Genomic DNA, 26,212 nt, shown 5'->3' with positions numbered 1-26,212 from the left:
TAATCATGAATGATTATAAAAATGACTATCCTGCTTCCCGGCAGGGTAATATTAAGGAGACAAGGGAAAGTAACATTACAGACAGCTATAACTATGCTGCCCGAAACAATCCCTGTCTTGAAACAAGAGGTCCTCAAAGAAAACACTTTAAAGTTTTACATGAGGATGGGAGCCTGGCTGATCTTCCGGATCCAAATGTTGAAGGAGCAGGTGTCGGAGATGGCACCATAGGCCGTTAAGCAAAAAAGGTGACCGAAATGGCCACCTTTTTTATGCTGTTATGATTAGATATACCGTTACGTGGTATAACCCAGAATTTTCAATACTTGCTTGCTGTTTTGCTCTTCTCCAAATACCTCAAAGTTAAATGTTTCGTCCCTGTTACGGCGAATGATCACATGCTTGGGTGATGGCAACAGGCAGTGGTGGATACCGCCGTAGCCACTTAATACTTCCTGGTAGGCGCCGGTATTAAAGAAGCCTAAATATTGCACCTTACGGGTTTTAGGCATAAATACGCTGTTCATATGCGCTTCCTGGTTGTAATAATCCTGCCCATCGCAGGTAATACCCCCAAGGTTTACACGTTCATATTCCGAATCCCAGTTGTTAACCGGCAACAGGATGTATTTTTGGTTCAGCGCCCAAACGTCAGGTAGATTGGTAATGAATGAGCCATCAAGCATCAGCCAGCGTTCGCGATCGTTTTGTTGTTTACGGCCTAATACCTTGTACAAGATGCCTGAAGCTTCGGCTACAGTATACTTACCGAACTCGGTAATGATATCCGGTTCCATGGTGTCATGCTCGGCACAGATCTCTTTGATCCGGCTTACAATTTCGTTGATCATGTATTCATAATCAAAATCAAAAACCAGCGAGTCTTTAAATGGCATACCACCGCCAATGTCAAGCGTATCCAGATGCGGATTCACTTTTTTGAATTTGCAGTAAAGAGTTACATATTTTTCAAGCTCGTTCCAGTAGTATGGTGTATCGGATATACCGGAGTTGATGAAGAAATGTAACAGCTTAACCTGGAAGTTAGGGTTATCCTCAATTTTGTTATGATAAAAATCAATAACATCTTCCATACGCACACCCAAACGTGAAGTATAAAACTGAGAATCAGGCTGTTCTTCAGCTGCAATCCGGATGCCCAGGTTGCAAGGGGTGTCCATCTCAATTTCGTCGTCGTAAAGGTTAAATTCTTCTTTATTATCCAATACCGGAATGATGTTTTTAAAGCCATCATGCAGCATATCAATAATATATGTTTTGTACTGGAAGGTTTTAAAGCCGTTGCATATTACGGTTATATCCTTTGTTACAGTACCTTTTTTCTCCAGCGCATCAATCATAGGCATATCAAACGCCGATGATGTTTCCAGGTGGATCTCGTTTTTCAGGGCTTCTTCAACAATGTGCTTGAAATGCGAGCTCTTGGTACAATAGCAGTATTTATAGCTGCCGCGATAGTTGTTTTTGATGATGGCCTGTTGAAACAGCAATTTGGCTTGCTGGATCTTTTTGGATATCATAGGCAGATAAGTAAAGCGTAGGGGAGTACCGTACGTTTCAATCATCTCCATCAAATTTAGGTCCTGAAAGTATAGTTCATCGTCGATGATCTCAAAACCATCCTGTGGAAAGCCTACACTTAAGTCAAGAAATTCCTGATAACTCTGCATCCTTAAAAATTTTGGGGCAAAAATGTAATTTTTAAACGGAATATTTGGCTATTTGTTAGGATTAATTTTATTGACAGAATGTAATGTTTTTAAGGTGGAAGCCGGATTGGTCAGTACTTGCTGCAATACAATAGGCTCCGGTTGATAATCAATAGGTATTTTCGATAATAACAAAGCTGGAGTATAGGTAACCGAGAGTTAGCAGAAGTCCAAAATTCTGATGGACATACCTATGCTACAGCCGCTTCTTTGTTATATTTATTACGGTAATCAATTGGCGAGAGCCCGGTGATCTTTTTAAAAACTGTACGAAATGCCTTGGCATCGGTATACCCAACATCATACATTACCTCATTGATGTTTTTGGGGGTACTTTCCAATTGCTTTTTGGCTGCTTCAATTTTTACGCGTTGTATATATTCAACCGGCGTATTATTGGTGGCTTTTTTAAACCGGCGTTCAAAATGCCTGCGGCCAATAGCGTACATTGATGACAGGTCTTCAACTGAGATTTTTTCAGTAACGTTATTTTCTATGTATTCCTGGGCTTGCTTTATAGGATTGTCCTCGTGCTTTTTTTGTCCCGTGAACATCGCAAAAGGGGACTGACTTTTCCGGTCGATCTCCAAAGCATAGATTTTGGCGGCCATGATGGCTATATCCCGGCCGGCATACTTCTCAATCAGTAACAATAATAAGCTCCAGTATGAAGTGGCACCACCGCTTGAATATAAACCCTGCTGTTCGGTAACAATACGTCCGTCAACCAGTTTCACTTCCGGAAACATATTTCTGAACGCATCGGCTGTGATCCAATGGCTGGAACATTCTTTACCGTTCAATAATCCCGTAGACGCCAATATGAATGAGCCGATGCAAAGACTTGCTATTTCTGCGCCATTATTGTATTGGTTGATGATCCACGGTACAAAATCCCGGTTTACGTTTACCGCGTTTTGAAGATCACCGCTTATGGCAGGGATGATTACCATATCGCTTTTTTGCAGATCGCTTAATAAAATATCCGTATGAACCGAAAACATGCCGCCATGCACCTTAACTTCTTTAGAAAGCCCAACCATCTGTACGTCAAAAACAGGTTGCCTCCCCATCGATTGTAAAAAATCGTTGGCACCTGTAAAAATGGTTCGGGCGTCAACTATGCTGGCTAAAACTGCTTCATTGGGTATCAGAATGGCAACATGTTTCATTTTTTTATTGTATAACTGGTTATCTGGGATAAAGATAGTGAACACTAAAGTCGCAAACAACCCCTTAACAAGTCCTTTTTACGTGCTACACAACTTTATTGTCCCAGATAACTTTGTATCGTTAACAAACATATAATCACGCAAAACAAATATCATCATGAAACCAAAAACAATTAAAACCCTGTACTGGATCTTTACCGTCCTTTTTTTATTGGCTATGCTTGGCGATGCTTATGGGGGAATCACTATGCAGCAGGCGGGCAAAGATTCATTAGCTAAACTTGGTTATCCCTTTTACCTCATGGTTATTATGGGATGGGCAAAAATAGCAGGTGTATTGGCCATAGCGCAAACCAGGTACCTGGTTATTAAAGAATGGGCTTATTCAGGCTTCACCATTAGCTTTATCGGTGCATTTTTATCATGGCTTGCTATTGGAGCCAAGGCTGCAATGCTCATTCCGCCGGTAGTTATGCTGCTTGTTATGTTTTTTACCTACTATTTATGGAAAAGGTATGAGCAGGTAAGAGAACTAGGCTTAACCAACACTAAATTTGCCGGAAATACCGAACTGGCTTAATGTTATTGGTTTAATTATAAATCCCGGGTTTATCAATAAACCCGGTTTGTTTGTTTATTACCATGCGCAAACTAATCGTATCCTTAAACATTACGCTGGATGGTTTTGTAGCAGCAGAGGATGAGGGCCTGGATTGGCACTATCAATACTGGACGGATGAAATAGCCGAGACAACAACAGAATTGCTTAGCCGGGCTGATACTATTTTATTGGGCAAAAACACGTATCAGGCTATGGCTGCCTATTGGCCCTTTCAGGCTAAGTGTATGAACTTTCCCCGTACGGATATTGCTTATGCAGATATGATGAACAATTACCAAAAAGTGGTTATGTCCTCAACAATGACCTCCGTGTGGTGGAACAATTCATTACTGTTCAAAGGAAATCTAAGGAGGGTTGTTGAGCATTTAAAAAAGCAGCAGGGCCGTGACATTCTTACTTACGGAAGCATCCGTGTGGTCAAAAAACTGATGGCCGCGAATTTGGTTGATGAGTACCAGTTTTGGATCCACCCAGTAATTTTAGGCAATGGTAAGTCGCTTTTCAAGGAGGTAAAAAACAACTTGCCTTTAAAACTGGTTTTAAAGAAAGTTTTTTCATCGGGTGTTATTTTGATGGTTTACCAATCACCTAATTAACGTAGGTAACAGAATCGAACCAGCCGGTTTAAAAACGCATTTTACTGCTGACACACTGTTGTCAATAGCGAGTTACACCTTTGTATGAAAAAATGTGATCCGTTATGAACAGAGCCGACAGGTTGCTCAGAGTATTGGTGCTGCTGCAAACCAGGGATGTGGTTTCTATCGACCTGCTGAAATCACATTTTCATATCAGTACCCGTACAGCCTACCAGGACCTTGAATGCCTGAAGCAACTAAAAATAACAGTGACATTTGAAGCTGAAAAGGGATGTTTAGTTTTAGTTGCAAGCTGCCTTTCGCCGGATAGTAAAAGTGAGATTATTTCTCAGCCGATGCTGGTTATTCCGCCGGCCATAAAAAATGAGGTATTATTGACTATTCCGCATGCGGTAAATAAAGATTCTCAAAACTGATCGTCGTAATATCTTAATTCTTCGGCAATTCATAAAAACTTACGCCTTCGCTGTTTTGATCCAATTTAAAGCGATGTAACACTGACGGTTGCGCAAAAATACGTATGAAAATACCGTGTTTTAACGGATTGATATTCGGTGCATTCCTTTGTAAATTGAAAAATATTTTTTACGCCTGCTAAACCCACAACCTTATGTTTAATTCCCCAATTATTGACCTGGCGCTCACACTGTCGTTCACCTATTTTTCGCTGAGCCTAACTGTTAGTACAGTTCACGAGTATTTGTCTGCCCTGCTCAACAAGCGGGGAGAGTATCTGAAAAATGCTATTGAATGTTTACTTTTTGACCAGGACTGGAAAAAAATAGCTGAGAAGCTTTATAATAATCCGAACATTACATCTTTAAAAAAAGATTCAAGCAGTTTGCCATCATATATCCCGGCGGGCAATTTCGCTGCAGCTTTAATGGATCAGTTTAAAGACGATGAAAATATTATCCTTGATATGAATAAGATCAGGGATGTTTTAACAGATGACGGCATAGCGGCACAGGTTGGGATCTCTGCCGGGATCAGGAAACTTCTTCTTAATTTTTATGAGCGCGCCCAGGGCGATCTTCAGAGTTTTCAAAAACAGATTGAAACATTTTATAATTCGGCCATGGACAGGGCCTCGGGAGTTTACAAACGATCGTCCCAGTTTATTGTATTTATTATTTCGGTAGTAATCTGCGCCTCCTTAAATGTTGATACCATCAATATCGTAAATAAACTCTGGAGCAAGCAAGACGTTCTTAAGCACACCGCCGACAACGTTCAATCTACAGTTAATCAACTTAATAAAGAAAAATATAATCCTAACACCGATTTTATTGAATTTGAAGCAGACAAGATTACCGTAATTAAAAATGCACGTGTTGACACAAGCAAAACTTTACGCGATGGAAAAAAAGTTGTAAATCAGGTGAGTACGGTTAAAACGTTTATGAACAACGCAGGCATCCCTGTTGGCTGGACGGCACAAAATACTCCGGATTTGAAGGGTAAAACATTTTGCCAAAACTTTTTGTCGCTTTTAATCAAAATAATGGGTTTATTATTAACAGCTGTAGCTTTAATGTTAGGCGCTCCCTTTTGGTTCGATTTGATCAATAAAATTGTAAGTTTACGTGCGGCAGGCAAAAAGCCCGAAGAAGAAGCAACCACGCCAACTAAAAACACTACCGTAACCGTAAAACCAGTAGGCTAATGCGTATTAAAGTAACCAAGCTGCTTAATACCAGGGTAGGAGGCGCTCATACAACCTATCAAACCGGTGCTGTAAGAGAGCCGGGCGACGTTATAGAAGTAACCGGGATTGTGCAGGGAGAGGAACTTGATGGAAACAATACCTGGTATAAAGTGGGTGACGATGCCAATAGTCATTATTGGAGCGGCGGGGCCGAACAAATAGATGGTACCGGGAGCAATTATCAGCAATGGATGATTGACTTGAACCTGCCGGAGATTTGGGGCCGGTATGCAGGTACAGGCGTTGGTGTTGCTGTGGTTGACACTGGCATTGCGCCGGGCATAACAGACCTGTTTTATAATCAGAGTAAGTATTATGTTTATGGCGATGATGATGTAGAGATAAAAGACAACGCCGGTCATGGTACATTTTGTGCCTCCCTTGTTGGGCTACGGAATACCAGCGGCAACCATGTCGGTGTGGCTCCGGGCTCTAATTTATTCGCCTGTAAAATATCCGAAAAAAGAACATTTGAAAACACGGAGAGAGATGCCCAAAGATATGCTGACGCGATTAATTGGTGCGCAAAAATGCCTGATATTCATGTGGTTTCAATTAGTTGGTCATCAGGGTTAGGCAATGAAGTCACTAAAGGTTTAATTCAGGAGGCTATAAACAATGCCGTAGCTAACAATAAAATAGTTGTTTGTTCTATCGGAAATTCGATAGTATTTGGAGATACAAGTAAATACTATCCGGCCTGTTTAAAAAATACAATCGGGGTTGGCATGGTTCCGGATAAAGAGAATGGCTATCCTTGTATAAATGAGTTCCTATCGCTGGTGACCAATGGCTCGCAAATAAAATCATATGATCAGAATAACGAATTGATAGCTGATAGCGGGAGTAGTTTTGCGACGGCTATTACATCGGGCATAATTGCGCTGATGATTCAAAAAATGAATTTTAGTTATTCATTGGCTGCGATCACTGAAAAATTGGCGGCTATGACGCAGAAAACAACCTTCATTATAACTGAAGATGGGAACCCGCCGGTATCCTTCGATCTTCCATTGCTAAAACCCGAACTTTTATTGAATTTTTTTAACGATTTTGTATGAAATATAAATATGCCTCTCTTTTTTTGCTCTTGCTTCTATCCTGCAAAATGTTTGCACAACAACCCGAAAGGCGCGTTTTTTATGATGTATTATATTTAAAAAGCCTTTACGACAAAGACGGGAAAATAAGGATCAGCCCACAAAATAAGCCGCTGTTTGCTTATTATTTTAATCTTAAAAACACCACCAATGTAGACACTGTTATTAAGAAAAACCCGTTTTTTAATCTGAACGGGATTTATGAAGCTGGCGGTGCAAGCGGGGGGACAATACCCAGCCCATCCGAATTAATACAATCCATAGGCTCTCTTGATGTTACCAATCTTGCCGACGGTCTTGCAAAGTTTTTGGTGGAACGAACAAAACAAGAACTTTCAACGGCCTTTTTTTCGCGGTTTAAAAAAGAACTGGACAGTACGAGGCAATTGCAGTTATTATTTCCGGTTACTTACAAATCACTTACGGCTATAGATGTTGAGATCTATAACTACGCCGCTTATACCGATTTGCTCCGGGAATCATTTCAAAAAGATCTGGCACTATTACTTCCCAATGTTTCCAATTTGATTGAAGACCCGTGCATGGATCAATTGTTTGCTGCCATGCCTCATGTCAGGATAATCTTCATTGATGCCTTGTATATAGCCAACGAGTTTCATGAGGGTTCCCATCCCGGGGATATTTTTCATAACTACCTGGTTAATAAAGCAGACAATGGCACCTTACGGCTTGTAAATGAAAATGTATATCCGGCATTGCAGGCTTTCGATCTTTTTTCACAATCATTACGTTCAAATCAGAAAGATAAATACTGGGTTGATGTCGATTCGGCAAAGATGTTGTTTAATAGCTCTGTAACTTTCCAAATCTACCTTGGTTTGCTTTACCAGCAATTGGAAAAAAAAGATATTAATTTTAAAGAGGGTTCTATGAGGCAATTCCTCAAAGACCGTAGTGGTGACTTTTTAAAATTTGAGGAAATTTATCAGAAGTATAACATTGAACTTATACAAAAAGCAACGATAGTAAACAGGTATTTTATTAATTTAAAGCAGCTTCAGCAAAAAGGTGAAAACACTTTTAATTACCAGGATTATTACGCGCTTTATAATTCATCCCTTAACCTTTTTGAGCAATTATTGAAATCGCCATTGCTTTTAAATGTCAACCCGGCTAATATCACTATAGCGATGATTGACAGGAAAGATCCAAAGATTGATCAATATCTGTCATCAGCCCGTAGCCTTGGCAACGTTTACATTGATGTTTACGAAAAACAGTACCCATCGGCCATAGTTGAGCTTAGCGGCGTTTACGATAACCTGTTTATTAATAAAGTCGTTACCAACCCGATAAAACAGGATTTAGTTAGAAATCTTGCAGAAAAAAAAGCAGAATATGATAAACTACAGGATGCAGTCGCCAAAACAGCCATAAAGAAAGAAATAAATGAACTTGAAACAAAAATTGCAGCGTTCGCCGAGTGGCCGGCAATAAATAAAATGTTTATTAAATATGCCAATTTCGCCGCGGAGGTATCAAAAGCGAAAAACAGCGACGAAGTAAAAAACGCTATTGAAGCAATTGCTTTACCGGTAGGCAGTTCAACCGTTAAACGCGAGGCTATTTTTAATGTCGCTCTGAACGCCTATGTTGGCCCTTATGTAGGTAGCGAAAAAGTGCATGGCATTGATGAAAAGTATAAAGGCGCATACGGACTATCAGCACCGGTAGGAATTTCATTTAGCTGGGGGCACCGTTTATTATTTGTTCCTACGGGCGATAAAAAATGGTCGACTTCTGTTTTTGTTTCTTTAATTGATATCGGCGCACTTGCCTCATACCGCTTTACATCCGAAAGTACCCCGATAGCAAAAGATACCAGCGCTACTGTAGCACAGGTGCCAAAAATTGAGCTGAAGAATATCATAAGTCCCGGTTTGTTTTTATCTATAGGCATACCATCCACACCAATCTCAATTTCGGGTGGTTTCCAGGTTGCTCCCAATTTGCGTAGTGTTAGTTTAACAGGAGCCAATAAAGACGTGATAACTAACTCTTACGGCGATAATAAATTATATACTCGTTGGTCGGTTGGGGTTTTAGTTGATATACCGATACTCAATTTGTTTACTAAAGGGCGTTAACAGATTTGATTAATGGTTCGTCGGCTAACGATAAATCGAGGGCAAAGGAAGGCAACGCCTTTACAGCTTGAAGTTGATAAAACTTTTACCGGAGTATCTTGTTCAGATAACGTTCGGTGTGCCGCTCTTGCTGTACATTATATTTAAAACTTATTGCATATTGGGCTGGCATAATTAAAAAGATGATTTAACTTTAAGGCGTTCTGTTTTGATTATTTATTATCATATTTAAAACAAAACCGAATCAGATAAATTGAAAATATACAACCACTTATGCAGGAATTAGACCCCACCATTCTTCAAAAAGCAAACTCATGGCTTCAAGGAAATTATGATGCTGATGTAAAGCAGGAAATCCGAAAATTAATTGACGATAAGGCATATACTGAACTGACGGATTCATTTTACCGCGATCTGGAGTTTGGTACCGGCGGCCTTCGCGGTATTATGGGGCCGGGTTCAAACCGTATCAATAAGTATACTATAGGCGCCGCCACACAGGGATTAGCTAATTATCTGAAAAAAACCTACCCAGGCGAAAAAATCAAAGTAGCTATCGCTCATGACAGCCGTAACAATGCCGATTTCTTTTCGACTATTACGGCCGAAGTTTTTTCAGCTAATGGCATTTATGTTTACTTTTTTAAGGCATTACGTCCCACACCCGAGCTTTCGTTTGCAGTACGCCATTTAGGCTGCAAAAGCGGTGTAATGCTTACTGCATCGCACAACCCTAAAGAGTATAATGGCTACAAAGCTTATGGGGCCGATGGCGGGCAATTTGTTTCTCCGCACGATAAAGCCGTAATGGACGAGGTGGCTGCAATCAGCAGCATAGATGACATCAAATTTAACCGCGTTGATGCTAATATTGAAGAAATAGGAGAGGACATTGACGAGCTTTACCTGAGCAAGATCACCGAACTTTCTGTTTCGCCTGATGCTATTGCACGTCAAAAAGATCTTAAAATAGTTTATTCGCCAATCCATGGTACAGGTATCACATTGGTACCCCAAGCCCTGAAACGGTTTGGTTTTGAAAATGTGATCCTGGTTGATGAGCAAATAACTCCTGATGGTAATTTCCCAACAGTAGTTTACCCTAATCCCGAAGAAAAGGAAGCGCTTACACTTGCCCTTAAAAAAGCCCAGGAAACTGATGCCGACCTGGTATTGGCTACAGATCCCGACGCAGATCGTGTGGGTATTGCTGTGAAAAATACCGATGGCGAGTTTATCCTGCTCAATGGTAACCAAACCGGCGCTATGCTGATCAATTATTTATTAAGCGCATGGGAAGAAAAAGGCAAGCTTACCGGTAAAGAGTATATTGTTAAAACCATTGTTACCACAAATCTTATCGAACGCATAGCCGAAGCCAAGAATGTTACTTACTATAACACTCTTACCGGCTTTAAGTATATCGGCGAGTTAATGACCCACTTTGAGGGTAAACAAACCTTTATAGGTGGCGGTGAAGAAAGCTACGGCTATTTGATAGGCGAACTTGTAAGGGATAAGGACGCTGTAGTTTCAAGCGCCTTCATCGCAGAAATGACCGCTTATTACAAAGACAAAGGAAGCAGTCTTTTTGAAGCGTTAATTGATACTTATGTGCAATATGGATTTTATAAGGAAAAGCTGATCTCCCTCACAAAAAAAGGTAAAACAGGTGCCGAAGAAATTAAGGAAATGATGGAGAAATTCCGTACTAATCCTCCGGATACCTTAGGCGGCTCAAAAGTAAGTACGCTTAAGGATTATGAAAAACGTATTGAAACTGATTTAGCAACCAATACAAGCAAACCAATTGAATTGCCTGTATCTGATGTTTTACAATTCATTACCGAGGACGGTAGTATCATTTCGGCCCGTCCGTCAGGCACGGAGCCTAAAATTAAGTTTTATTGCAGTGTGAACGGCAAACTTGAAAGTAAAGAAACATACAGTGAAACAGACAAACAACTTGACGCTAAGATTGCCTCAATTATGCAGGACCTCGGTGTTTAACTACGGATAATGATGTTTGAAAAAATCCCGGCCGATTGAGATCTGGCCGGGATTTTTTTTAGTATGACCTATCAGTGGTTTGTTACATCGTTTTTCTGGGGCGCCTTGGTCTGTCACCTCCAGGTGACTGATCATTATTGCTCCGGTAATTGCTTGGGCTATTATAGTTTCGGGTATTGTTAGTTCTGTCACCGGTGCCTCTATTATTGTTGTTGCCGTATCCAAATGACTTACGTGGCGGAGGAGTTTTCTTAACAAAGTCGTCGTTTATTTTTACACTTAATACCCGATCGGCAATGGGCGTACCGTCTAAGGCAATTACCGCGTTCTCGGCCCCGGTGCGGTCCTTCATTTCAAGAAATGCATATCCTTTGCATATCCTTGTTTTTTTGTCGCGTACAATTTTAATCGTTTCCACATCGCCATGTGGACCTATCATTTTAACAAGTTCCAGCTCTGTCATTTCCAGAGGAAAGCCGCCTACAAATAATTTGACCATTTATAAATTGAGATTAAGATGATAGATAACCACCGTACACAAATTTCGTTTGATTTTTTTTAAATAAAGGATGTTTTCGCGTTAAAACCAAAGTTTATTTAATAATTCGTTGTTTTCAAGTCAGTAATGGTCCTGAAGAGGCATTTTGTAACCCTTAATAACAGAACGTCATCAATACAAAACAGAAAACGACTGATATGCATCTTTAAGGAGTACTGAAGGCCGGTTGGCTGCAATTTCGTTTTCAAGGTTTTTATTGCTAAATATAGCTACCCCCATCTCGGTTTTTACCTGGTATCTCAATGACAAATTCAGTGCGGTTGTATCCCAGTTATAAATATCAGCATAAGCGTTCGGGCGCCCTGTAAATGGCCCATATGCTTTTAAGAAATAGTCCAGTATTTTATAAGCGTCAGTCATCTTAAAGAAAAGATAAATGTTCACTATTTTGTTTTTGTAAACGCGGAAACCTATTGCATCTAATAACAAACTATCTCCCTGTATCAATGAGCTACTGTCTTTATATTGATAACGGATACAGCTGTCTGCATCGGGTTTAGCATCATTATCTAAATAGGTAAGCTTACGGGCCGGAATTTGGCTAATGTCCTCACCAAGTGTCAGTCCGCTAATTCCATTGCAAAATTTTAAATACTCAACCGATCCTGGTGTTTTAGACTGTGAGAAAACCAGCGATGGTAAAAGGCAGGCTATTGCAATCAATAGGGTTTTGATGCCTGTTGTTAGAGATTCATAATATGCTTTCATAAGTCAGGTTTTACAATAATAAAAACAAGGGGGATGCCATCTTCGCCCTAAAAATTAGTTTGTATTAATTTTTACTTAAATATTGCAATGAGTTTATATAATTAAACTTATTGCAATATTTTAATTAGTTATGTATTTCTTGTATAGAAAAGAACGCAGTGATTGAAAATATTGTCTGCTTTTGTTAACTATTGGTTAAAAACAAAACTCGTCGTTTGAGTGGCATGATCTCAATCTTTTTCAGGTTCGGACAGTGTAATCTCTGCTGATCAAAAAACTAAACTAAAACGCATTAGCAATACTGTAAATCCATATATTTGAGAATATAAACCGGGGATAGGTGTGCAATTTATCTCCTAAAATGATAGCCTTGTTGGTTGCAGTTTAATTAATTTATTGCCGTATTTGATTTGCAGAAATTGTGTGTTTGATTAATCATCGGATCGGTACGCCATTTAAAACCTTTATACCAAAAATGAAATATATCTTCTGTTTGCTTTTTTCATTAATTATTCTTTCGGCAAATGCATTCACTGATCCTAATACCTTACTCGAAGAATTAAAAACTGAAATCGCAAAAAAAAATATATATGATAGCAGTAAAGAAGCAAGAATCCGAAAATTAAAGGCATACCAATCAAATCTTTCGCAAACCAATTATGATGTACGGTTTGATACCTGGGACAAGCTTTACACCGAATACAAATCATATCAGTTTGATTCGGCATATGTTTATGTTGATAAAATGATATCACTAAGCAAAGTAACCGGTAATAAACCAAAAGAGTATTATAGTTATGTAAGAATGGCTTTTATTCTCCTTTCGTCGGGGATGTTTAACGAAACATTTGACTATTTACGAAAAGTAAATGTAAAAGCGCTGAGCAATGCCGATAAAGTTGATTACTATTTCTTTTTAGGCAGGTGCAATTATGATCTGGCGAATTACAGCAATGACAAATACTTTAGTCCCGATTATATTAAGGCCGGTAATAAATACATTGATTCGGCGGTTTCGTTTTGCGGTAACGACCATATAATGCATACTTATTTACTTGGTTTGAAGGATTACCAGGAAAAGAATTATGGAGAAGGGCGGATACGGTTTAAAAAATTACTGGAGAAGGATATGCCAATTTCCATGCACCTGCGGGCAATGGTGTCATGCTCATTGGGAGCCATCTGTCTTGAAGATAACGAAAGGCAGGAAGGCCTTAATTTGATGATGAGGGCTGCAATAGCCGATATCAAATCATCAACCCGTGAAACGGTTGCACTTTATACGCTGGCAGAACTGTTGTATAAACAGGGCAACATCAAAGATGCTTACAGTTTCATTCAATTGGCAAAAGCCGATGCCGACTTTTACGGAGCCCGCCAGCGTAAAATACAGATTGCTTCAATTTTACCATTAATAGCAGCAGCCGAGCTTAATAATACCGAGCATCAAAAAAACCGCTTCCTGGTGTTACTGTTAATTATTACCTCGCTTGCATTGCTGGTGGTTTTTTTTCTGGTGATGATCATCAACCAATTAAAGAAGTTGAAGGTTAAAGAAGCAATAATTGAAGGGAAAAATGTACAGTTAAACCACATAAACGGGAAACTGATTGAAGATGCAAAAATTAAAGAGGAATATATCGGGCAGTTTTTTAAAGCCATTTCGGGCTATATAGTTAAGCTCGAAAATTTGAAAATCTCCATTGATGCCAAGCTCTCGATGAAGAAGTACGATGCCATTCATACTTTTGTAAATAATATTGATATTAAAAAAGAAAGAGAGAGTTTATACTACAGCTTTGATCATATTTTTTTAAAGATCTTCCCTAATTTTATTACGGTGTTCAACAGCCTGTTTGCCGAGAAAGATCAGATCTGGCCTGATGAGGATGAAGTATTAAATACAGATCTTCGCATATTCGCGCTTATAAGGATGGGTATTGCCGATAATGAAACTATTGCCAAAATATTGGAATATTCTGTCAATACAATCTATGTTTACAAAATGAGGATCAAAGCCAAATCGCTGCACCCGGATCAATTTGAACAACGGATTATGGATATTAAGGCTTTTGACTACGATTGACTTTTAAGAAAATAAATGCTAAAAACCCTGTAAGGCAGCTAAACCTTACAGGGTTTTTAGCAAAAAAAGTATTATAAATGATTAAAAAAACATTATATTTTTTACTGTTGTTTTTTATATAAATATCTGTTTTTCAGATTTTTAAATTTTAAAAACATCGAAAAAAATTATAAAAATATTAAAATAAGCCCTTTTCACCTTTACCGCAACCGATAAGTGTTTTTCTGAGTTTATTTATAATTAAATTGCATCAGAATTTAACCTGTAATTATTGTAAACCATTACATTTTTAAACGATCAGTCATTGTTAACCTTTTTCCTGTACAGACCTGCTAATCTACCGGTACGGGCGATGCTTGCGTGACATTATGCGTATGTTTTGGGTATTATTTATTATGATAACCTGAAACCATAATTAGCATTTTTTCGTATAAATGTTAGGGGGCTCTTTTACAGATTAAAAACTAAACCCAAACAACAACCAATTTCAACTAAATCTCAAGTTTTATGCAAATTAAACATTTACTCAACGTATGTTTCTTTGCTGTTTTTCTCTTTTTGATGGAGCCTGCTATGGCCCAGAATAAGGTGATAACAGGTAAAGTAACGGACAAAAAAGATGGTTCTTCGTTAATTGGTGTATCGGTAGTTACTGCTGTAGGAGCTTCAGGCGGAACTATTACCAATGTAGACGGCGGATACCGGATCTCAGTACCCCAAACCACAAGCAGCCTTACATTTACCTATGTAGGCTATCTGAATGTTACAGTGCCAATTAACGGCCGTACATCAATCGATGTGCAAATGGAATCGGCCAGTAAAGCATTGAATGAAGTTGTGGTAATCGGTTACGGTACACAACGTGTACGTGATGCGACAGGCTCTGTGGCCTCATTGAGCACAAAAGATTTTAACAAGGGTGTTATCTCAACGCCTGATCAATTACTTCAGGGCCGTATTTCAGGCGTACAGGTTACTCCTTCAAGTGGTGAGCCTGGGGCTGGTGCTACCATAGCGATACGTGGTGCTGGTTCCATCCGCTCCGGCGATGGTCCGCTTTACGTAGTTGACGGTGTGCCATTGGACAACGGTGGGGGTACAAGCGGAGGCTACGGCGTTGGTGCAGGTAGCTCATCTGCACGTAATCCACTGGCATTCTTAAACCCTGCTGATATAGAAAATATATCAGTATTAAAGGATGCATCTTCGGCAGCTATTTACGGTTCGCGTGGTGCAAACGGTGTAATCTTGATTACAACGCGCAAAGGACGCAAAGGCCAGGGTATTCAATTTTCATCAAATACAAGTGTCTCAAGTACTGCCAAGCGTTATGACGTACTTGGCAGAGATGCATTCTTAAAAGCGGTAGCTGCAGTTGGCGCAAATGCAGGTCCTGTAGCTGATGGAGGTATTGACTACGGTGCCAATACAGACTGGCAGAAGCAAATATTCCGCAGTCCGATATCGCAAAATTATAACTTGAGTCTGGGCGGTGCGAGTAAGGATAACACGAGCAATTATCGTGCTTCCTTTGGCTATGACAATCAGCAGGGTATTGTAAAAAATTCCGGATTGAAACGCCTTAACGCACGTATTAATGCATCAAAGTCATTCCTGAAAGACAGAGTTAAATTAGACCTGCAATCAACGTATTCAAATGTTAAAAATCAATACGCTCCGATTACCAATAATGCTGGTTTTAACGGAAGCTTGGTAGGTGCTGCCATACAGCTAAACCCTACGGCGCCTGTATTTGACTCGCAGGGACGGTATTTTAACTTAAATGGTTATAATGACGCAGGATACCCTAATGGTAACAGTTTCAGAAACCCGGTATCATTATTAAACCAGATTGATGACAGGGATAATATTAACAGGTTTTTGAATAATCTTACACTTACCTTAAAACTATTTGAAGGTCTTTCGTATAAAGGCAACTTTGGCGCCGATATATCAAGGGGATTAAGAAAGACCTTTTATGACCCTAAAATTGTCGGCTATACGGATGCTATCGGTATCAGGCAAATAAATTTTCCGTCGCCAACCGGCAATGGCACTGCAATCCTTACACACAATGAGTTAACAAATTATACCACGGAACATACCTTAAACTATGATAAGAAGTGGAAGGATGGAAGTTCGCTTACAGCTTTGGCCGGTTATTCATACCAGACTTTCAAAAACTTTAACCGTAATGAGTTTGGTTTCGGCACATCAACTGCCGGTGTATTAGTTAAAAATTATGATGATTTTAAAACCCACCTGCCTTATCCGGTTGGTGATAGCTCCAGCTACAAACTACAATCATATTTTGCACGTGTAAACTATTCCTATAAAGACCGCTATATCGTTACCGGTACAATCAGGAGAGACGGTTCCTCACGCTTTGGGGCCAATCATAAATATGGTAACTTCCCGGCTTTGGCTGTAAAATGGCGCATAACCAATGAAAGTTTTATGCCTAAAGAAGGTTTTTTTGATGATCTGAGCCTTAGGTTAAACTACGGTAAAACCGGTAACCAGGAAATTCCGGCTTATGCATCATTGCCGGTTCAGCAATTGCAGGATTTTCCGGGTAATTCCGTTGCTCCTTTATATCAGGCTAACCCCGATCTGAAATGGCAAACCAATACCACATATGGAGCAGGGCTCGATTTCTCTATAATAAAAGGACGGTTGACCGGTTCGGTTGATTACTTCAATAAATCAATTAAGGATCTGCTGTTCTTCCAGGATATTGCCCAGCCAACGTTTTCATCAAGGATTTATAAAAACCTGGATGGTAACGTGATAAACAAAGGGGTCGAAGTGGGTTTAAATCTTGCTGCTATTCAGGGCAAAGATTTTAACTGGGATATTGCTTACAATATGACCTTTATAAGCAATACGCTTAAAAACTTCAAAAACTACATTGTTACCGGTAATATTGATGGACAAGGCCTTTCAGGTGCTTATTCACAATTGATTACCAATGGGGTTCCGCTGTATACCTTCAATGTTCCAAATTACAAAGGACTTGATGCAAATGGCTTTAGTATCTATCCCCAGGGTGTCGATGTTTCTTCACTGCAAGGAAGCCCTAACCCTAAATTTACTGCCAGCTTAACCAATAACTTTAGTTATAAAAACTGGAGCTTAAGCTTCTTCCTGAATGCCGCCACAGGTTTCTATATTTACAATAACACCGCAAACGCGTTCTTTTACAAAGGCAACCTTGTTAGTGGTCGTAACGTAACAAAAGAAGTAGCATCAACCAATGAAAACCCGCTTAACTCTGGTGAGGTGTCAACTCGTTTTCTTGAAAAGGGCGATTTCTTAAGATTAAGTAACGCCACATTAGGGTATACCTTCCCACTTAAATCTAAGGCGATAAAAACTTTAAGGGTATCATTTACAGGGCAGAATTTATTCCTGATCACTGGTTACTCAGGTTTGGATCCGGAAATTAACACAGATAAACAACGAAACGATGTGGCTTCAAAGGGTATCGATTATACCTCTTACCCCAAAGCCCGTATATTCACTTTAGGTTTAAACGCAGGCTTTTAACAACATGAAAATGAAAAATATTACGTCACGAGCAGCTCTTTGTAGCTTAGTTCTGATAACCGCAGCCGGTTGTGCAAAACTGGATGAAAAACTTTACGGATCGAAATCGTTATATGGTAACAATGCCGGATCGGCCGAACTGAATGGTGTTTATACACAATTATATGGACAAACTGACCAGGCCAATACCTATGCTTTACAGGAACACCCAACAGATGAAATGATGGGCCCAACCCGCGGTACTGACTGGGGAGATTTTGGTACATGGCGTAAATTGCACACACACACATGGACACCTACCCACAACCAGGTAAATGACACCTGGGATCAGCTAAATATTGGTGTGTTTCGCGCAACACAGGTAATCTCAAAGGCAACAGATAACAATATCAAAGCTCAGGCAAGTTTTTTACGGGCTTACTTTATGTTCCAGGTAGTGGATTTGTACGGACAGCAGCCAATGCGTGACCCCGATGCGCCAACCTCATCCATTCCAACCGTTATGAAACGTGCAGAAGCTACCGATTTTATTATCAAAGATTTGGAATTTGCCGAAGCTAACCTGGCAGCCACCACCGCAAATATTGGTGTTGCTAATAAAGCGGCAGCCCAGGCACTGTTGGCAAAAGTTTATTTAAACAGGGCGGTTTACGCCGCAACCACAGTTGGCGGTCCGTTTACATTTGCTAAGGCAGATATGGATAAAGTGATAGAATATGCCAACAAGGTTACCGCAGCAGGATATACTTTGGAGCCCGCCGGCAAATACTTCCAGGATTTTGCGTGGGACAATTCAGAACAATCACATGGAAATATATTTGGCTTCTATAATACAGCCACATCTTCTCCTGCACCAGCTAAAAATCGCTGGAGAATGGGCTTACATTATAACCAAACTCCGGACGGTTGGAATGGCTTTACTACCCTGGCCGATTTTTACAATTCATTTGAAGCTACCGACGAACGCCGAGGGGTAGACTATCCGGGATTAACTGATAAAGTTGGTTTAAGGGCTGGATTTGCTGTCGGGCAGCAATATGGTCCTGGTCACAAAGCGTTAACGCAACGTAGTGGCAAGCCATTGATTTTTACTCCTGATGTTAACCTCAATTTTTCAACCGAAGCCCAGGGTATCAGGGTGTTCAAATACTTCCCGCAGCCTAAAGCTGATAATACGGTTAACGATGATAATACCTCAAATGACTATGTGATCTTACGCTATGCCGATGTGGTACTTGAAAAAGCTGAAGCTATTCTGCGCGGTGGTACCGATCCATTGGGCCAAACAGCGTTACAGCTTGTTAACTCTGTCCGCGTTCCACGTGGTGCTACTGCCATGGCAACTGTTGATTTAACTGCCATGCTTGCTGAGAGAGGCCGTGAGCTTTACTGGGAAGGCTGGAGAAGGAATGACCTGATCCGCTTTGAAAAATTTAATGACCCGGTTGATCAGCGTCCCGCAAAAACGGATAAAAGCAAAACAGTTTATCCAATTCCTCAACGCGCGGTTGATACCAACCCTAACCTTAAACAAAACGCAGGTTATTAATATTTGAGATTTATTTGATTGAAAGGAACGTAGCGGAAATTTCCGCTACGTTTGTTTTTTCGCAAAGTATATGCAACCAAAAATACCCCTGTTTCTGCTTATCTTAATCCTTACTATTTTTTGCGCCTGTAATGGTGGTGATAAACAAACCCTGTTTACCCAGCAGAATAATGAGGCAATCGGCATCAATTTCGCTAATCAGCTCAATGACCAGGATCGTACCAATGTGTTCACCTTTCGTAATTATTACAATGGAGGCGGGGTTGCCATTGGCGATGTAAATAATGATGGGCTAAATGATGTTTACCTGACATCAAACATGGGCGGCAATCAACTCTATATCAATAAAGGAAATTGGAAATTTGAAAATATAACCGATAAGGCAGGGGTTAAGGGTACCAAATACTGGAGCACCGGAGCTACCATGGTTGATATCAATGGCGACGGCTGGCTTGATATTTACGTTTGCCACAGTGGTAATGCCCGCGGCAACGAAAAAGGCAACGAACTATTTATTAATCAGCATGATGGTACGTTTAAGGAAGAAGCCCAAAAGTATGGCCTGGTAGATAATGGGTTATCCACCCAGGCCATTTTTTTCGACTATGATAATGACGGCGATCTGGATTGCTTTGTACTAAATAATTCTTTCAGGCCTATAGAGTCATTTGATTTTAGTAAAAACCTGCGTGCTGTTGTTGATGAGTTGGGTGGTGCCCGTCTTTATCGTAATGATGGTGGCCATTTTACTAACGTAACCAAAGAAGCGGGCATATATTCGAGCGATATAGGTTTTGGTTTAGGCGTTTCTGTAGCCGATATCAACCAGGATGGATATCCTGATATCTATGTCTCCAATGATTTTTTTGAGCGCGATTATCTCTATATCAACCAAAAAAACGGAACTTTTAAAGAGGATATTCAAAATGAAACGGGGCACCTGAGCCTGGCCTCAATGGGATCGGACATTGCCGATATCAATAACGATGGGCAGTATGATATTTTTACTACAGAGATGCTGCCTGAAGGCGATCGGCGTTTAAAAAAAATGACCTCGTTTGAATCATACGATGTGATCAAAGCCAAGCAGCGCGACGGCTATTATAACCAATACATGCAAAACTGCCTGCAGGTGCGTAACAGCGATGGTACGTTCTCCGAAACTGCCTTCTATTCTGGCGTAGCTGCAACCGACTGGAGTTGGGGAGCCCTTATGTTTGATATGGATAATGACGGATGGAAAGACATTTTTGTATCAAACGGGATCTATAAAGATCTGACCGATCAGGACTATATTGAGTTTTTAGGGAACCGCGATAACATGGCCAAGATAGCCGAAGGCCGGAAGAAATTTGATTATAAAGATTTTACAGATAAAATGGCCTCGTCGCCTTTATCTAACTATGCCTATCTGAACAATCACAACCTTACTTTTACTAATAAGTCGGCCGATTTTGGTTTGGATAAGCCAGGGTTTAGTAACGGATCATCCTACGCTGATCTCGACAACGACGGAGACAATGACCTCATCGTAAATAACGAAAATGCCCAGGTGTCGATCTTTAAAAACAATGCCGAAAAAAATGGGAACCATCATATCCAAATAAAATTAAAAGGAACAGGTCTGAATACTTTTGGAATAGGTACTACGGTAAAAGTATTTATGAAGGGCAGTTCGCTAATTTATTATAATCAGCCTACACGTGGTTTTCAAAGTTGCACATCGCCCAATTTACTTACAATAGGTATAGGTAAATACAAATCAATTGATTCGGTACAGGTGATTTGGCCGGGTAATACCTATCAGGTGCTAAAAAACGTAAACGCGGATAAAGTTTACACAGTTAAGCAACCCGATGCCGGCTTGAAATATAACTGGACAAAGCCTGCTGTTAAAACACTATTTGCCGATGTTACCAAATCGATATTTGACAGCATTCCTAAACATAAGGAGGATGATTTTATCGATTTCGATAACGAGCGCCTGATGCTCCAGATGTTATCGACAGAAAATCCGTATATGGCTACCGGTGATGTTAATGGCGACGGACTGACTGATTTTTATTTCGGAAGTTCAAAAAACAGCTTTGCCAGCATCTATATTCAGCAAAAGGACGGTAAGTTTAAACAAACGATTCCTGAAGATTTTAAAAAGCAGGAATACCTGGAAAATGCCGGGGCTGTTTTTGGCGATTTTGACGGCGATGGCGACCAGGACCTAATTATAGGAGTAGGAGGTAATGCCGATGAAGCTGAAACACCGGTTTACAATCCGCGTTTTTTTGTGAACGATGGCAAAGGGAATTTTCATAGGGATCCTGAGAGAACACTCCATGCAGCTGTTAACGCCTCGGCCATTATTTCGGCCGATTATGACGGCGATGGCAAACCCGACCTTTTTGTTGGGGGCAGAAGTGTGCCCGGGCTTTACGGATGTTCGCCGCAATCATTTGTTTTTCATAATGAAGGCAACGGGCATTTTACCGATGTGTCAAAATTGGTATTGGGCGCGGATACAAGGCTCGGTATGGTAACAGCAGCCCAATGGGCTGATATTGATCATAACGGTTCGCCCGATTTGATAATTGCCGGTGATTGGATGGGGATTAAGATCTTCAAAAACAACAAAGGGAAATTTGCTGAAGATAAACAACTGGCCAATTACAAAGGCTGGTGGAGCAGTCTTGAAATTGCTGATGTGGATGGCGATGGCGCCCTTGATATTATTGGTGGTAACATCGGGCTTAACTCAAAATTCAGGGCTTCGTTTGAGCAGCCGATGGAAATTTTTGTAAAGGATTTTGATAATAATGGTACAAAAGAATGTGTAACTTCCATGTATAAAAGCGATGGAGTAAACTATGTTTTTCATATGAAGCCTGATTTAGTGGGCCAGATGCCAATCTTCAAAAAACGTTTTCTGCGTTATATCGACTATGCAGGCAAACCATTTGACAAAGTATTTCCTGCAGATATGCTTGATGGAGCCGAAAAGCACCAAATGAATTTCCTGGCTTCGGCTGTATTTTTTAACAAAGGCGGAAAATTTATTTGTAAACCACTGCCCGCCGATGCACAGTTATCTATGATAAATACTATTTTGTGTGCAGATTTTAATAATACCGGAACTGTGAAGATCATATTAGGAGGCAACTTTTACGGCTTTAAACCCGAAGTCGGCCGGCTTGATGCTAATCGGGGGCTTGTTTATCAATATACAAAAAATGGGTTTTCTTATTTTCCAGCTGCCAAAACGGGCCTCAATTTAAACGGACAGGTACGCTCATCGTTAGGTATAAGAAATGCAGCCGGTAAAAATTATTACCTGTTTGGCATTAATGATGAACCGCTTAAAGCTTATGAACTACGTTAACATCAATTTAATGCTGTTTGCCAAATATATTCTTAGATATTTCTTTATCCTTCTTTGTATTGGTGTTGCCGGCTTGTCTTCTTGTAAATCCAAAAAAGCCGGAGAAGGTGTATTTAAATTGCTCCCGGCTAATGAAACGGGTGTTACCTTCGAAAACAGGAACATAGTATCCGATTCGGTTAATGTTTTAGATTATTTGTATTTCTATAACGGTGCTGGCATAGCAACTGCTGATTTTAATAACGACGGCTTGCCCGATCTTTATTTCGTATCAAACCAGGGTCCTGACAAACTTTACCTTAACAAAGGAGGGATGAAGTTTGAAGATATCACCGACAGAGCAGGTGTTGCAGGTACCGGGAATTGGAAAACAGGTGTAACTGTAGTTGATATCAATGGCGATGGATTTAAAGATATCTACGTAAGCGTGGTGTCAGGTTATAAAACCTTTAAAGGTAAAAATCAGCTTTACATCAATAACGGTAATTTAACTTTTACCGAAAGCGCGGCCAAATATGGGATCGATTTTGCAGGACTTTCTACCCAGGCTTCGTTTTTTGATTATGATAAAGACGGCGATCTGGATATGTTCCTGCTTACTTCATCAGTTCATAGTAATGATACCTATGGCGATTCAACCCAAAGGTTTAAATACAGCCATGATGCCGGCGATCATCTTTTCAGGAATGACAATGGACACTTTACAGATGTAACTGCGGGTTCAGGCATTTATTCGGCGCCAATTGGTTACGGATTAGGTGTGAGTGTAGGTGATTTGAATAATGATGGCTGGGATGATCTTTATGTAAGTAACGACTTTTTTGAGCAGGACTATTACTACGTTAACCAACATAACGGCACATTTAAAGAAGAGTTGAAAAGTGCGTTCGGACATACGAGCCTTTTTTCAATGGGGAATACTATCAGTGATATCAACCAGGATGGCCATTTAGATGTGCTTAGCACCGACATGCTTCCGGAGGAAATGAAGGTGTTACGATCAACCATCAACGACGAACCTTTGGATATTTATAATCAGGAAGTTAATGCCGGGTATTACTATCAATATTCAAAAAATTGTATGCAATTGAACGTAGGCAACGGCAATAAGTTTGTCGACCTGAGTTTGTACAGCGGGAACTCTGCTACGGATTGGACATGGTCGCCACTGGTGCAGGATTTTGATATGGACGGAATGAAAGATATGTTCTTCTCCAACGGTATTAAACGCCGTCTCAATGATATGGACTACCTGAAATATCTTGGTGACCCCATGGTTATGCAGGCATATAAACAAAATCGCGTTTTTGATAAGGACAAGATCAACAGAATGCCCGAAGGCGGTGTGCATAATTACTTTTATCACGGTGAGGATAAATTGAAATTTACAGATGTTTCTAACGGCAACGATATGCAGCAGGCATCTATATCGGCAGGATCTGTTGCCGTTGATTTAGATAATGATGGCGATCTCGATATTGTGACCAACAACATGGATGAGCCGGCATATATCTATAACAATACCACAATGGAGGGCCGCAAAGAAAGCAAGCCGGGCTATCTTAAATACACTGTAAAATATAACCTTTTAAACCGTGATGGCATCGGTACTAAATTTTTCCTTAAGTCAAAGCATCATCTCGATCACCAGGAAATACAAACCAGCAGCGCGTACGAAAGTAATTTGAATAACGAACTGCTTTTTACATTTGCCCCTGACGATAAACCAGAATCGTTGTTAGTGGTATGGCCTGACAATAGTTATGAAGTGGTGAATGATTTTAGGCCCGGTCAGAAAACTACTTTAAGATATAACCCTAAAGCAGTTGAAAATAGTAAACCTATAGCTGAGGTTATTGAAGCTTTCATCAGCGATAAAAAACAGTTTGACAGCAAATCTATACAAGCAAAGCTTTTAGCCAACGTTAAAACTTTCGACACTCCCGACTTTAACTATTATTCGCTTTTGCCGCACACCTATTTACAGCACACCCCCGCAGTTGCTGTAGCTGATGCCAATAATGATGGCATTGATGATATTTATGTAGGGGGCATAGCCGACGAAGAAAAATACATACTTGCAGGTGATAAATCGGGGGGATTTACCAAAGTGAAAGTACCATTATTTGATCAGGATAAATATACTGCGGATGAGCAGGCTGTATGGGCTGATGTAAATAACGATGGTAAGGCCGATCTGATCGTGATCAGCGCTAACCATCCTTTCCAGGAAACAGAGAAATTGGTACAGCCACGGTTATATCTCAATAAGGGCAATTTCCAGTTTGAATATCAGCGTTTACCAAACCTCAATTACCAGGCATCAAAAATTACGCTGTTTGATTTTAACGGAGATGGGCTGAACGATATTTTATTTATCAGCGCCGTTTCATTTAAAGACTACACGGCTGTCGTGCCATCGTCGATATTGATAAATAAAGGGAACGGAAAGTTTGAAATAAGTAACGATAAGGCATATGATCAAATCACGAACCTGCAATATGTCACCAGTATAACAATTGCTGATATCGATCACAATGGCAAGCCCGATCTGCTGATTACGGCCGAGTGGCAACCCGTTTACATTTTCCTGAATGATGGAAAAAAATTAAATCGTTTTTCATCACCGGTTTTGGATAAGGAAAAAGGCTGGTGGCAGTCGGCTATCATAAGCGATATAGATGGCGACGGCAAGGCCGACCTTATCGCCGGCAATTGGGGATTGAATAATAAATATAATGTTACTGCCGATCAGCCGCTTTATGCCTATAATACCGATTTGGACAAGGATGGCAAAAACGATTTGATATTATCATATTTTTATAAAGGCCTCTATTACCCGTTCCGCCCTAAAAATGATTTGGAGCAGGAACTGCCCTACCTTAAAAAAGAATGGCTCAGCTATCAAAAAATGGCCGATAAAACCACCACTGAGGTATTTAAGGACAAACTGGATGACAATGATCGTTTAAGTGTAAACCAGTTCAATAGTATTTTTGTGAGCGATGTATTGCATGCTGCTTCGGTTACTGCACTGCCATATCTTTATCAGCAGGCCCCAATTAAATCGATGCTAAAATATAACAATGGCGATATATTGCTGAATGGAAACTTTTGGGGCGTTGTGCCCTATGAAGGGAAGTACGATGCGCTCGGTCTGGCTGGCTTACACTACAACAAACAGAAAAAGCAATTTGATGCACCAACTTATTTAATAAACGGGGCTATTAACCCCCAGGAAATTACTTACCTGGCGCCAGTGAAAACGGCAACTAACTTCAATACTTATCTCACGGTTACCTATGATGGCCGGTTAATGTTACTAAGCAAGTAGCGTAA

General features: G+C 40.2%; 17 protein-coding genes. 13 read left to right on the top strand and 4 right to left on the bottom strand.

Annotated elements, in window-relative coordinates:
• The first annotated feature begins 5 nt into the window (after nt 1-5).
• Complete coding sequence (locus MusilaSJ_RS04190; RefSeq protein ID WP_274988813.1) at nt 6-239, top strand: hypothetical protein; 234 nt, start codon at nt 6-8, stop codon at nt 237-239.
• 57 nt (nt 240-296) lie between these two features.
• Here MusilaSJ_RS04190 and MusilaSJ_RS04185 read toward each other — a convergent pair whose 3' ends face one another.
• Both MusilaSJ_RS04185 and MusilaSJ_RS04180 read right to left on the bottom strand, forming a co-directional pair.
• Entirely contained in the window at nt 297-1,691 is a 1,395-nt protein-coding gene (locus MusilaSJ_RS04185) for an arginine decarboxylase (RefSeq protein ID WP_090525492.1), read from the bottom strand.
• Between the two features lie 230 nt (nt 1,692-1,921).
• Nucleotides 1,922-2,902, bottom strand: coding sequence for a GlxA family transcriptional regulator (locus tag MusilaSJ_RS04180; protein ID WP_090525495.1), 981 nt, complete (start codon nt 2,900-2,902; stop codon nt 1,922-1,924).
• Between the two features lie 157 nt (nt 2,903-3,059).
• Between MusilaSJ_RS04180 and MusilaSJ_RS04175 the strand changes: the two genes are divergently transcribed.
• The 7 genes from MusilaSJ_RS04175 to MusilaSJ_RS04145 all read left to right on the top strand — a co-directional run bounded on the left by MusilaSJ_RS04175 (nt 3,060) and on the right by MusilaSJ_RS04145 (nt 11,049).
• Nucleotides 3,060-3,482 carry a DoxX family protein gene (locus tag MusilaSJ_RS04175; RefSeq protein ID WP_274988812.1) on the top strand — a complete coding sequence of 141 codons (423 nt, stop codon included), beginning with the start codon at nt 3,060-3,062 and terminating at the stop codon, nt 3,480-3,482.
• A gap of 62 nt (nt 3,483-3,544) precedes the next feature.
• Entirely contained in the window at nt 3,545-4,120 is a 576-nt protein-coding gene (locus MusilaSJ_RS04170) for a dihydrofolate reductase family protein (RefSeq protein WP_274988811.1), read from the top strand.
• A gap of 104 nt (nt 4,121-4,224) precedes the next feature.
• Complete coding sequence (locus MusilaSJ_RS04165; protein WP_274988810.1) at nt 4,225-4,539, top strand: HTH domain-containing protein; 315 nt, start codon at nt 4,225-4,227, stop codon at nt 4,537-4,539.
• Between the two features lie 194 nt (nt 4,540-4,733).
• Entirely contained in the window at nt 4,734-5,789 is a 1,056-nt protein-coding gene (locus MusilaSJ_RS04160) for a hypothetical protein (protein ID WP_274988809.1), read from the top strand.
• The gene (locus MusilaSJ_RS04155; protein ID WP_274988808.1) at nt 5,789-6,892 is read left to right on the top strand and encodes a S8/S53 family peptidase; all 1,104 of its coding nucleotides are present in this window, start codon (nt 5,789-5,791) and stop codon (nt 6,890-6,892) included. The genes MusilaSJ_RS04160 and MusilaSJ_RS04155 overlap by 1 nt, the downstream gene beginning before the upstream one ends.
• Nucleotides 6,893-6,939: 47 nt before the next feature.
• Nucleotides 6,940-9,039 carry a hypothetical protein gene (locus MusilaSJ_RS04150; RefSeq protein WP_274988807.1) on the top strand — a complete coding sequence of 700 codons (2,100 nt, stop codon included), beginning with the start codon at nt 6,940-6,942 and terminating at the stop codon, nt 9,037-9,039.
• A gap of 273 nt (nt 9,040-9,312) precedes the next feature.
• Nucleotides 9,313-11,049, top strand: coding sequence for a phospho-sugar mutase (locus MusilaSJ_RS04145; RefSeq protein ID WP_274988806.1), 1,737 nt, complete (start codon nt 9,313-9,315; stop codon nt 11,047-11,049).
• 82 nt (nt 11,050-11,131) lie between these two features.
• On the opposite strand, the gene MusilaSJ_RS04140 is transcribed toward MusilaSJ_RS04145, so the two are convergent.
• Together MusilaSJ_RS04140 and MusilaSJ_RS04135 are read right to left on the bottom strand one after the other, a co-directional pair.
• Complete coding sequence (locus MusilaSJ_RS04140) at nt 11,132-11,548, bottom strand: RNA recognition motif domain-containing protein (protein ID WP_274988805.1); 417 nt, start codon at nt 11,546-11,548, stop codon at nt 11,132-11,134.
• Nucleotides 11,549-11,719: 171 nt separating this feature from the next.
• Complete coding sequence (locus tag MusilaSJ_RS04135; RefSeq protein WP_274988804.1) at nt 11,720-12,316, bottom strand: hypothetical protein; 597 nt, start codon at nt 12,314-12,316, stop codon at nt 11,720-11,722.
• Nucleotides 12,317-12,791: 475 nt separating this feature from the next.
• Here MusilaSJ_RS04135 and MusilaSJ_RS04130 point away from each other — a divergent pair, with 475 nt between their 5' ends.
• The 5 genes from MusilaSJ_RS04130 to MusilaSJ_RS04110 all read left to right on the top strand — a co-directional run bounded on the left by MusilaSJ_RS04130 (nt 12,792) and on the right by MusilaSJ_RS04110 (nt 26,207).
• Entirely contained in the window at nt 12,792-14,402 is a 1,611-nt protein-coding gene (locus MusilaSJ_RS04130; protein WP_274988803.1) for a SusR family glycan utilization regulator, read from the top strand.
• 507 nt (nt 14,403-14,909) lie between these two features.
• Nucleotides 14,910-17,951, top strand: a complete 3,042-nt coding sequence (locus tag MusilaSJ_RS04125) for a SusC/RagA family TonB-linked outer membrane protein (RefSeq protein WP_274988802.1) — start codon at nt 14,910-14,912, stop codon at nt 17,949-17,951.
• A 10-nt stretch (nt 17,952-17,961) separates the two neighbouring features.
• Nucleotides 17,962-19,500, top strand: a complete 1,539-nt coding sequence (locus MusilaSJ_RS04120) for a RagB/SusD family nutrient uptake outer membrane protein (RefSeq protein WP_274988801.1) — start codon at nt 17,962-17,964, stop codon at nt 19,498-19,500.
• A gap of 70 nt (nt 19,501-19,570) precedes the next feature.
• Complete coding sequence (locus MusilaSJ_RS04115) at nt 19,571-22,873, top strand: VCBS repeat-containing protein (RefSeq protein WP_274988800.1); 3,303 nt, start codon at nt 19,571-19,573, stop codon at nt 22,871-22,873.
• Nucleotides 22,860-26,207, top strand: coding sequence for an FG-GAP repeat domain-containing protein (locus MusilaSJ_RS04110; RefSeq protein ID WP_274988799.1), 3,348 nt, complete (start codon nt 22,860-22,862; stop codon nt 26,205-26,207). Before MusilaSJ_RS04115 ends, MusilaSJ_RS04110 begins: the two co-directional genes overlap by 14 nt.
• Nucleotides 26,208-26,212 lie beyond the last annotated feature (5 nt).

Source organism: Mucilaginibacter sp. SJ, assembly GCF_028993635.1.
In the GTDB taxonomy this organism is placed as follows: Bacteria; Bacteroidota; Bacteroidia; order Sphingobacteriales; family Sphingobacteriaceae; genus Mucilaginibacter.
This window is presented reverse-complemented; position numbering and strand designations above follow the sequence as displayed.

What these genes read in the sequence shown, in the direction of transcription:
- MusilaSJ_RS04190 (WP_274988813.1), top strand. Translation starts at nt 6, where the DNA reads ATGAATGATTATAAAAATGACTATCCTGCTTCCCGGCAGGGTAATATT.
- MusilaSJ_RS04185 (WP_090525492.1), bottom strand. Translation starts at nt 1,691, where the DNA reads ATGCAGAGTTATCAGGAATTTCTTGACTTAAGTGTAGGCTTTCCACAG.
- MusilaSJ_RS04180 (WP_090525495.1), bottom strand. Translation starts at nt 2,902, where the DNA reads ATGAAACATGTTGCCATTCTGATACCCAATGAAGCAGTTTTAGCCAGC.
- MusilaSJ_RS04175 (WP_274988812.1), top strand. Translation starts at nt 3,060, where the DNA reads ATGAAACCAAAAACAATTAAAACCCTGTACTGGATCTTTACCGTCCTT.
- MusilaSJ_RS04170 (WP_274988811.1), top strand. Translation starts at nt 3,545, where the DNA reads ATGCGCAAACTAATCGTATCCTTAAACATTACGCTGGATGGTTTTGTA.
- MusilaSJ_RS04165 (WP_274988810.1), top strand. Translation starts at nt 4,225, where the DNA reads ATGAACAGAGCCGACAGGTTGCTCAGAGTATTGGTGCTGCTGCAAACC.
- MusilaSJ_RS04160 (WP_274988809.1), top strand. Translation starts at nt 4,734, where the DNA reads ATGTTTAATTCCCCAATTATTGACCTGGCGCTCACACTGTCGTTCACC.
- MusilaSJ_RS04155 (WP_274988808.1), top strand. Translation starts at nt 5,789, where the DNA reads ATGCGTATTAAAGTAACCAAGCTGCTTAATACCAGGGTAGGAGGCGCT.
- MusilaSJ_RS04150 (WP_274988807.1), top strand. Translation starts at nt 6,940, where the DNA reads ATGTTTGCACAACAACCCGAAAGGCGCGTTTTTTATGATGTATTATAT.
- MusilaSJ_RS04145 (WP_274988806.1), top strand. Translation starts at nt 9,313, where the DNA reads ATGCAGGAATTAGACCCCACCATTCTTCAAAAAGCAAACTCATGGCTT.
- MusilaSJ_RS04140 (WP_274988805.1), bottom strand. Translation starts at nt 11,548, where the DNA reads ATGGTCAAATTATTTGTAGGCGGCTTTCCTCTGGAAATGACAGAGCTG.
- MusilaSJ_RS04135 (WP_274988804.1), bottom strand. Translation starts at nt 12,316, where the DNA reads ATGAAAGCATATTATGAATCTCTAACAACAGGCATCAAAACCCTATTG.
- MusilaSJ_RS04130 (WP_274988803.1), top strand. Translation starts at nt 12,792, where the DNA reads ATGAAATATATCTTCTGTTTGCTTTTTTCATTAATTATTCTTTCGGCA.
- MusilaSJ_RS04125 (WP_274988802.1), top strand. Translation starts at nt 14,910, where the DNA reads ATGCAAATTAAACATTTACTCAACGTATGTTTCTTTGCTGTTTTTCTC.
- MusilaSJ_RS04120 (WP_274988801.1), top strand. Translation starts at nt 17,962, where the DNA reads ATGAAAAATATTACGTCACGAGCAGCTCTTTGTAGCTTAGTTCTGATA.
- MusilaSJ_RS04115 (WP_274988800.1), top strand. Translation starts at nt 19,571, where the DNA reads ATGCAACCAAAAATACCCCTGTTTCTGCTTATCTTAATCCTTACTATT.
- MusilaSJ_RS04110 (WP_274988799.1), top strand. Translation starts at nt 22,860, where the DNA reads ATGAACTACGTTAACATCAATTTAATGCTGTTTGCCAAATATATTCTT.